The following is a 9,191-nucleotide window of genomic DNA, read 5'->3' as shown; positions in this document are numbered from 1 at the left end:
ATTTACGTTTATTTGCACTTGCTTTAACATGCGTAGAATCAATAAATACATGTTCAGCACTAATCAACTTTTTATCAGAAGCTTCTTTTAGAATGCGGTAGAAGATTTTTTGAAATAGATCTGTATCCTTGAAACGTCTTTCATAGTTTTTTCCGAAGGTTGAGAAGTGGGGGACTTTATCATGAAACCCAAAACCTAAGAACCAACGATAAGCAAGATTTGTTTCAATTTCTTCAATAGTTTTGCGCATAGAGCGAATACCGAAGGTATATTGAATAAAAGCCATCTTAATTAATACAACAGGGTCAATACTTGGACGACCACGTTCAGATGAATACATATTCTCAACTAATTTATATATAAATGAAAAATCAATAGCAGCTTCTATCTTACGAACCAAGTGATTTTCAGGAACCAGCTGGTCTAAAGTAATCATTTCTAATTGATCTCGATTTACTTGTGTATTTTTAGTAAGCATTTCAATATCACCTCGATATTCTATAACATAATTATACAAAAAATGTCGACAAAATCCTTTAAAAAAGGATTTTGTCGACAGTCTGAAAGCCCCTATCCTTACTGGATTGGGGCTTTTTTTACTGATCAATATGGTAAATTTGATAAACCTCACGTTTATTCATGGATCGATCTTTTGCTGTTTGTTTCACAGCATCTTTTGCATTCATATTTTTTACAGAGATATAATGGTTTACATGCTCTACCACAGAAAGATTACTCCACCAATTATTCTCTTCCTCTGAAATATCAGCCGAACCTTCAACAATCAAACAAAATTCCCCTCGTATTTCGTTCTCGTTAGCCCATTCCACCGCTTCCTGCAGGTTGCCACGTATAAACTCCTCAAACTTTTTCGTTAATTCCCGACAAAGTGCAATTCGTCTATTACCGAAAATCTCAAACATTAATTTCAGCGTTTCCTTTAAACGATGTGGGGACTCATAAAAGATTAATGTTGATGTCTGCTTTTTAAGCGTTTCTAGAACCTCTCGCTTTTCTTTTTTTTCGCGCGAAAGAAAACCATAAAAATAAAACGGCTGACAGGCAATGCCAGAGGCAACTAAAGATGTAAGAGCAGCATTTGCCCCTGGTATCGGAACAACAGTCAACTCATGATGAATTGCTTCAAAAACTAATTCGTATCCTGGGTCTGAAATCGCCGGCATTCCTGCATCACTGACTAAAGCAATTTTTTGGCCTTCTTTTAGTTTTTCAATCAATTTATCTCCACTTGATCCTTTATTATGCTCATGATAACTGACAACAGGAGTATTAATCTCAAAATAATTTAACAGCTTTTTCGTATTTCTTGTATCCTCTGCTGCTATCAAGTCTACCTCTTTTAATATTCTGATAGCACGGAAACTCATATCCTCTAAATTGCCGATGGGTGTAGGTACAAGATAAAGAATTCCTTTTTGCTCCTCATTTTCAAAACTTTTTTGCTGCAACATTATCCTCACCAGCCTCTTTTGATAAGTACTCTAATTTTTTCCTACGGGACAGTCTTTTAAAATAATACTCCTCCCTCATTGCGTCTGTTTTATTATCAAAGCTTTTAAAAAAGGTTAGCTTTACTGGACCTCTTCCCCTTGTATATTTTGCTCCTTTCCCCTCATTGTGTTGCCTCATTCGACGTTCAAGATTATTTGTATACCCTCCATACAAACTTCCATCATTACAAGTTAAAACATAAAAATAATGCTCATGATTCCCCATATAAAATCGCTCTTATTTCCTTTGTATATTCGTTATTATCATGATAGACAACAAGCGGCGGAAGGATTTTTAAATCCGGACTACCATCCTTTATTGCCTCTATTAAAAGTGTATTGGCCTCTTTGCCCTGTTTCGGATAGATAAATTGAATCCGTTTAGGTTCCAATCGGTACTGACGCATTAAGGTGACTATATCCATTAATCGGCCAGGGCGGTGAACCAACGCCACTTTGCCCCCCTGCTTGACAAGATCACTAGATACTTTAATAACATCTTCTAGTGTACAAAGAATTTCATGACGAGCTATAGCCAGATGCTCATTTGGATTTATTTCACCTTCTGGAGGTGTCTTAAAATATGGAGGGTTACAAGTAACGACCTCAAATCTACCATAGCCCAATTGCTTGGGCATTTCTTTGATGTCACCATGAACCATCTGGATTCGATTTTCCAAGCCATTATATTGGATACTTCTCACGGCCATATCATAAAGTCGCTCTTGAATCTCTACACCAATAATTTTCCCTTTTGTTCTCGTGCTTAAAAATAATGGAATGACCCCATTTCCACTACAAAGATCAATGATGTTTCCTTTTTGAATGGGAACATAAGCAAATTTAGCTAATAGTACCGCATCCAGTGAAAAAGAAAAGACAGAAGGGCTTTGAATAATCCTCAAATCTCCCGCCAACAAGTAATCTAAACGTTCGTCTCCTTTAAGATTAATCACATGCATCCATTCCTTTTATAAGTATGAAAATAGAGGCTGATCCATTTCAGCCTCTTGTAAGTTATTTTTTATTAAGAAATGATAAACAAAATAAACAGTCGCCTTCCTTGCGCAAACTCCCAAAATGAAGATTGCAAATATGAAAACCTTCCTGATAAAGCCGGGCAAGATTATCATATCCTTCACCTACATCAAATACTTTCCCATTAGAATTCAGCTTTGATGTAGCATCACCATTTTTATTCTCTTCTACTTTCTTTGTTTCTTCCGTGGTTACATTCAGACGGCGCCTTAAATGTTCATTTTCAAGTTTTAAACAATGATTCTCTTCTAGTATTTCAGCCAGGTGCTCTTTTATTTCCCCCAGCTTTTGATATAGATGGCCAATTTGTGTCTCCATTTTACTTACTGATTCAAAAATCTCTTTTTTATCCACGTCTTCCACCTCATTAATCTGTGGATGGTATCGAATAGGCACCTTCTTTAATAATCTCATCCAAAGTATACTCGAGAACACGTTCTTGTTCTGTTAATTCTACCTGAAGAACACGTTCTAAAATATTTAACCCAACTACTTTTCCTATACCTTGTGGTGTTTCAATGATCTCTCCTAAATCCGGCAGCTGCTCTTTTGCAGACTCATATTCATCATTTTCATATTTCAAGCAGCACATAAGCCTACCACACAGGCCTGAGATTTTTGTAGGATTTAACGATAAGTTTTGATCCTTAGCCATTTTAATGGAAACCGGATCAAAGTCTCCCAAAAAGGTAGAACAGCAAAGCATTCTACCGCAAGGACCAATACCGCCAAGCATCTTGGCTTCATCTCGAACACCAATTTGACGCAATTCTATCCTTGTCCGAAATATGCCTGCCAAATCTTTCACAAGCTCGCGGAAATCGACTCTGCCATCGGCTGTAAAATAAAAGATCACTTTATTCCGATCAAATGTATACTCAACATCCACTAGCTTCATATCTAGTTGATGTTCATGGACTTTTTCATTACATATTTCGTAGGCCTCTTTCGCTGCCTGCTTATTTTCCTCAACAATTATCCGATCCTTTTGGTCCGCAATTCTTACAACCTTTTTTAATGGGAGGACAACATCATGCTCCTCAACTTGTTTACGAGCGATGACCACTTTGCCATACTCCACACCACGTACGGTTTCAACAATGACAAAGTCATCCTTTTGAATTGGGAGGTCTCCAGGATCAAAATAATAGATTTTTCCCGCTTTTTTAAAGCGTACTCCTACAACATCAAACAATCGAAGATCCCTCCTGCAAATTTAACACAAGCTGTTCCATCATAAGCTGAGGATTCATGTTTGCTTGCAGCTTTCTCTTGGCTTCAAGAATGGCTGACATTTGATTCTGTATGCGCCGGCTAGATGCTCGTAAAGCATATTTCTTTAACCGTTCTATTTCTCCTTTAAAAACAATATTCCCCTCTTTATTTATTTGTATATATAGTAAATCCTTAACAATAAGAAGTAATAGATCTAAACCAAGATAAATCTGTTCTTTCTCTTTGAAGTGCCCGAACCAGTCATTTTGAAGCGTGACCATCGCTTCCAATGGGTTCTTATCTAACACCTCATATAATTTTACCACTATTTTTTGAGCTTGTGCAAACCATTCATCGACATTTAAAGCAAGTGCTTCTTCCAAGTTGTTTGTCAAGGAAGCCAAGAGGGGAGCCTTTGTTGGCACTACACCATTTTCAATCAACCTATTTACTAAAACTTGTGGTGGAAGTGGTTGGAATGTTAAAACTTGGCATCGGGATAGAATAGTAGGTAATATTTGCTGAGGCTGTTCTGTTATTAAAAAGGCAGTTGTTTGGGCATTTGGTTCTTCAAGAAACTTAAGTAAGCTATTTGAAGCACTAACACTCATTCTATCCGCATGAATAAGGAGGTAGACCTTTTTCAAAGATTCTACCCCTTTTTTTGCAAATTCTGCTTGTAGTTCCCTTATTTGGTCAACCTTTATAGACAAACCATCTGGTTCCACAATATGAACATCAGGATGGTTACCATTAAGAATTCTGCGGCAATTATGACATGATTCACAAGGTTTATAGCCATCTATTTTTTCTTCACAAAAAAGTGCCCTAGTAAACAATAATGCAACTTCTTTTTTTCCTACCCCTTTTAATCCTTCAAGAAGGTAGGCATGGGCCACTCGATTTTTTAAAAGGCTATTTTTTAACATCCGAAGAATGGTTGGCTGTAGCTTTTCCAGCTGATCCCACGTATTTACCAAATTTATCACTCTCTAACTTAAAAATGTAAGTACTGCTCTATTGGAAGAACAAATACAGTCGCGCCTCCAACTTCTACCTCTACAGGATAAGGAACATAGGAATCGGCATTGCCTCCCATCGGTGATACAGGTGAAACAAGCTGTTCTCGTGCTCTACAATTATCTTTAATGATTTGCAAAGCACGATCTACACGAATATCTTCCGTTCCAATGATAAAAGTTGTATTTCCTGATTTTAAAAAGCCTCCCGTACTGGCTAGCTTCGTCGCTCGAAAATTATTATCCACCAATGCTTTCAACAGCCGATTGCTATCTTGGTCTTGTACCACAGCAATAATTAATTTCATTCAAACCACCCTTTCCTTTTCCTATCCGACTTTTGCTTTTTTATATTATAGCAAAGTCAAGCTATGTGTTCATTCGCAATAAAAGGAAGATGATAGGAAATGTAAAGAAAGGACAGTCGATGGAAAGTAACTAAGTGCTAAATTTTTTGGAGTTATTAAAGTGGGGAAGACTAAAGTTATAGAAATAGGAGAATCTCTTTATTTTTCTCAAGCAATAAGCCTTTTCCAAGGTTAAATGACTTAATATCATATTCATAAAATTACCCAATCGAGTAGGAGGGAGCGATTAACTCCCGTCCTCTCACACCACCGTACGTACGGTTCCGTATACGGCGGTTCAATTAAGATAATTGACGCAAGTCTTTATAACTTCCGTGAATAGCTGTTCTCTTTATGCCAGTGGTCACTCCACCCTCCAAGAGGTCTCCCACGGGATTCACCGCTTCCTCCCTCAAGTGAGGTACTACGTTTTCTGTGTTCATCATGACTCACTGAATGCCAAGGGCTATTCTCTCTTAATTGTTCGGTCCTTCTTAGTTGTTCTAGACCAACTAATACTATGACCTCTGCTGACTTCTGACGGTTCAGCTACTTATCACTAAGTAGGTTATGAAGAGTACTTCACATATCCGCCAGACCTCCCCGGGTAAGTACATGCACTTTCACACCATCTATCCGCCTCATTTACTCGATATGACCTTCGACAGAAAGAGCTTTGTTTTGTTATGCAAACTCACTCAATCATACCTAGCCTTATATGAGGTTCGTGTTCCTCGGACCGGTGTTTTGCCTCCAGCTTCCTTCAGATTCCGCGTCACCACGGACACCCTTGCTCTTGGCTAACCTCTACTTCTGTCTTCGGGGTTCGGGACTTACACCCTATAGTTCATGTACATGCCGGGCGCACATTAATAAAAAAAGCCTTACATTATAGGCTTTTTTCTGCTAGTTTAGTTTCAATGATTTGTAAAGTCTTTTTATAGACTTCCTCCAATGTTCCCGAGGCATCGATCTTCACAATTCTTTCAGGAAATCTTTCCAATAGAATATGATATCCTTCTCTTACTTTTTGATGGAAATTAAGGTTTTCTAAATCTAATCGGTTTATCTCTCTTCCCTTATTCTTACTAATTCTTAATAGACCCGCTTCCGGCTCTATATCAAAATAAATTGTTAAATCTGGCATCATCTGTTCAATTGCAAATTGATTAATTGTCCAAACTTCATCAATCCCTAAGCCCCGGGCAAAACCTTGATAAGCCAATGAACTATCGACAAATCGGTCACAAAGTACCATTTTCCCTGCCTCTAAGGCAGGTTTTACACGTTCCATTAAATGCTGTCTTCTTGCAGCGGCGTAGAGCAACGCCTCTGTTCTTGGGTCCATCGCTGTATTCTCTTTTGCTAAAATAACTTTTCGAATTTGTTCTGCAATATCTATGCCGCCCGGTTCCCTAGTAATAACCGCATGATTAAACTTTTCACTTATCATGCTGAGGATGGTTGTTTTACCTGCCCCGTCAGGCCCCTCAAATGTAATAAATATTCCATTTGTCATTTATAAAAACCTCCAATTGATCCTCTTACAATGTACGAAACACCTTAACCAAACCCATTTTTAGTAATGATCCCCCCTGAAAACGAGCACCCATTTCGATCATCCTTTTTAACTGGTCTAGTTTATCAGCTGTTATTTGTTCCCCTTTTAAAAGTAGTGGAATTCCTGGTGGGTAAGGGATAATAGTTTCAGCGCAAACACACCCCAATGCTTTTTCCAGGCTTATATCTTCTGCTTCTAACCGATCCATTTCTTTATATTCAATAGCCAGTTGAGAAATTTTAATTCTGTTATTAAATGTATATTGCCTTGGTTCCTGGTATGGTAAATTTTCTAAAGCTTTCCTTATGTTTATTGCAGTCTCTTGTAAAGGATAGGTTTGTCCTTTTTTAAGCAACGGCAAGACCAAAAGTACATTATTCGGATCAGCTAATTCTGTATAAATAGAATATTGTTCTAACTTCTGTTGCAGTTCAAATCCATTTAAACTGCAACGTGTTTGAATTGTTATTTTTAACCAATCACCTATTGCATTTGGGAAGTCTAATACCTTTATGATCGGTATTTTAGCTAATTCCTTTTTAAATTTATTTATTTCTGATAGCAAATAATCAACATCTTTTTGCTGATATTCTGCAAGATAATTCCTCGCTAAATCCAGTGATGCCATGATTGGATAAGAAGGACTGCTCGATTGGAAAATCGTAAGAGATTCCTTTAGCTTCTCATCATCTACCAGCCGGCTATTTATATGCATAAATGATCCCATTGTCATCGCTGGAAGAGTTTTGTGTGCAGATTGCACAACAACATCCGCTCCTAATGTAACAGCCGATTTTGGAAACGGGCTGCCAATAATAAAATGGGACCCATGTGCTTCATCAACAAGTACAGGAATGTTATGTATATGTGCTTCTCGAATAATGCCTTGTAAATCATAAACCATGCCATAATAATTTGGATAGGTTAAAACAATAGCTTTCACATCAGGAAATAACCGGATCGCCCGTTCAACAGTAGATTTACTCACCCCTGCTGAAATCTTCCAATTCTCATCATACTCCGGATCCAAAAAGATTGGCTGAGCCTTCACCAATCTTAATGCATTAATAATTGATTTATGACAATTCCTTTGAACAAGAACAGTATCCCCTTCTGAACACACAGCCATCATCATTGCCAGGTTCCCTACAGTGGAGCCATTTATGAGAAAAAAGCTTTTTTGTACCTGATATAGCTCAGCTAAGAGAGTTTCTGCTTCTAATATTGGCCCTTCCGGTGAATGTAAATCATCTAAACCATTTAACTCTGTGGCGTCAATTTTTAAAATATCATGAAAAAAACTCTCCTCATGAGAAAGAAGGCCATATTTATGCCCGGGTACATGAAAAGAGATTGGCTTTTTATTATTATGGTTACACAACGCAGTATATAATGGGATTTCAGATTGTTTGACCATCTTCATGCTTCCTTTTTTAGAGTCCTTATTTATTTTAACATAGATTTATATTTCTCTTCTCAATGCAAAAAAATAAAGCCCATTATTGGACTTTGTTATGAAAAAATTTCAGGTGTGGTTACTTTTTTTAACTTATTTAGAAAATAACTATACTTTGGATCACTGGTATCAGTTTGTATTAAATCATGTTCACAGTCTGTACAAATAAAAGAAGTGTATAGATGTATGCCTTTTGGTTTTAAATTCTCACAAATAATGCATGTTTCTTCAAACTGCCTATGAGCTAAATTTGAATTCAACTCTTCCACCTCCATACACCCATTCTGCCCGCTAAAATCAATTTGTATACAATTTTTTGAATTTTCATCTTGTTAGTCTTAATTTATATCATATGTTGGGTTTTGGAATTGGGTGTATGTCTGTATGTGATTTCTTTCTGTACAGTGTACTTTTTATAAAAAATACACTTTGTTAATCATAATTGTTGACTTGTAATCCAAGAAAATCAGATCGTAGACTTTCCAGTAAAGCCTCTTCGGCAACTTTAATATTTGTAGACATTTCTTGCCCTTGTGCTCCGCTAAACGCTGAAATACTTTCTCAAAGCAACATCTGTTTATCTCAGCAAATAAAATAAAAAAGCAACCTATGAATAGATTGCTTTTTTTGCCCGGCAGCGTCCTACTCTCACAGGGGCTTTCGCCCCAACTACCATCGGCGCTGAGAAGCTTAACTTCCGTGTTCGGTATGGGAACGGGTGTGACCTTCTCGCCATTGCCACCGGACCTATTCAATTGAGGTTCATTCCCTCAAAACTAGATAATGCAGAAGAAGTAGGGAAGAACGAGTTCACCAAAAGCAAATGCCATCACTTTTTCAATTGGTTAAGTCCTCGATCGATTAGTATCAGTCAGCTCCACACGTCACCGTGCTTCCACCTCTGACCTATCAACCTGATCATCTTTCAGGGATCTTACTAGCTTAACGCTATGGGAAATCTCATCTTGAGGGGGGCTTCATGCTTAGATGCTTTCAGCACTTATCCCTTCCGCACATAGCTACCCAGCGGTGCCTTTGGCAAGA

General features: G+C 37.6%; 11 protein-coding genes and 2 rRNA genes. All 13 read right to left on the bottom strand.

Annotated elements, in window-relative coordinates:
- A partial coding sequence (locus G4Z05_RS16010; protein WP_205597402.1) for a transposase occupies positions 1–478 on the bottom strand: 478 nt, incomplete at its 3' end.
- A 118-nt stretch (positions 479–596) separates the two neighbouring features.
- On the bottom strand, positions 597–1,472 hold the full coding sequence (rsmI, locus tag G4Z05_RS16005; protein ID WP_163252794.1) for a 16S rRNA (cytidine(1402)-2'-O)-methyltransferase: 876 nt from the start codon (positions 1,470–1,472) through the stop codon (positions 597–599).
- Positions 1,450–1,737 (bottom strand): GIY-YIG nuclease family protein, encoded by a 288-nt coding sequence (locus G4Z05_RS16000; protein ID WP_038538247.1) that lies wholly within the window; start codon positions 1,735–1,737, stop codon positions 1,450–1,452. The genes rsmI and G4Z05_RS16000 overlap by 23 nt, the downstream gene beginning before the upstream one ends.
- Complete coding sequence (locus tag G4Z05_RS15995) at positions 1,724–2,467, bottom strand: methyltransferase (RefSeq protein WP_163252792.1); 744 nt, start codon at positions 2,465–2,467, stop codon at positions 1,724–1,726. Before G4Z05_RS15995 ends, G4Z05_RS16000 begins: the two co-directional genes overlap by 14 nt.
- A gap of 61 nt (positions 2,468–2,528) precedes the next feature.
- Positions 2,529–2,903, bottom strand: a complete 375-nt coding sequence (gene yabA, locus G4Z05_RS15990) for a DNA replication initiation control protein YabA (protein WP_038538241.1) — start codon at positions 2,901–2,903, stop codon at positions 2,529–2,531.
- A 13-nt stretch (positions 2,904–2,916) separates the two neighbouring features.
- On the bottom strand, positions 2,917–3,744 hold the full coding sequence (locus G4Z05_RS15985) for a PSP1 domain-containing protein (RefSeq protein WP_038538238.1): 828 nt from the start codon (positions 3,742–3,744) through the stop codon (positions 2,917–2,919).
- On the bottom strand, positions 3,737–4,744 hold the full coding sequence (gene holB / locus G4Z05_RS15980; protein ID WP_163183888.1) for a DNA polymerase III subunit delta': 1,008 nt from the start codon (positions 4,742–4,744) through the stop codon (positions 3,737–3,739). The genes G4Z05_RS15985 and holB overlap by 8 nt, the downstream gene beginning before the upstream one ends.
- A gap of 17 nt (positions 4,745–4,761) precedes the next feature.
- Positions 4,762–5,091 carry a cyclic-di-AMP receptor gene (locus G4Z05_RS15975; RefSeq protein WP_038538234.1) on the bottom strand — a complete coding sequence of 110 codons (330 nt, stop codon included), beginning with the start codon at positions 5,089–5,091 and terminating at the stop codon, positions 4,762–4,764.
- A gap of 928 nt (positions 5,092–6,019) precedes the next feature.
- The gene (tmk, locus tag G4Z05_RS15970; RefSeq protein WP_038538232.1) at positions 6,020–6,649 is read right to left on the bottom strand and encodes a dTMP kinase; all 630 of its coding nucleotides are present in this window, start codon (positions 6,647–6,649) and stop codon (positions 6,020–6,022) included.
- Positions 6,650–6,674: 25 nt separating this feature from the next.
- A complete protein-coding gene (locus G4Z05_RS15965) occupies positions 6,675–8,108 on the bottom strand; it encodes an aminotransferase class I/II-fold pyridoxal phosphate-dependent enzyme (protein WP_163252790.1) in 1,434 nt (477 codons plus the stop codon).
- 95 nt (positions 8,109–8,203) lie between these two features.
- A complete protein-coding gene (locus tag G4Z05_RS15960) occupies positions 8,204–8,422 on the bottom strand; it encodes a sigma factor G inhibitor Gin (protein ID WP_051968241.1) in 219 nt (72 codons plus the stop codon).
- Between the two features lie 354 nt (positions 8,423–8,776).
- Positions 8,777–8,893: ribosomal RNA gene (gene rrf, locus G4Z05_RS15955) — 5S ribosomal RNA — on the bottom strand.
- Positions 8,894–8,988: 95 nt separating this feature from the next.
- Positions 8,989–9,191, bottom strand: a 23S ribosomal RNA gene (locus tag G4Z05_RS15950); the annotation flags it as partial.

The organism is Neobacillus thermocopriae (assembly GCF_010975035.1).
GTDB classification, from domain to species: Bacteria; Bacillota; Bacilli; order Bacillales; family Cytobacillaceae; genus Neobacillus; species Neobacillus thermocopriae.
The sequence above is the reverse complement of the archived record's forward strand: the minus strand, read 5'-3'. Positions and strand labels throughout refer to the sequence as shown.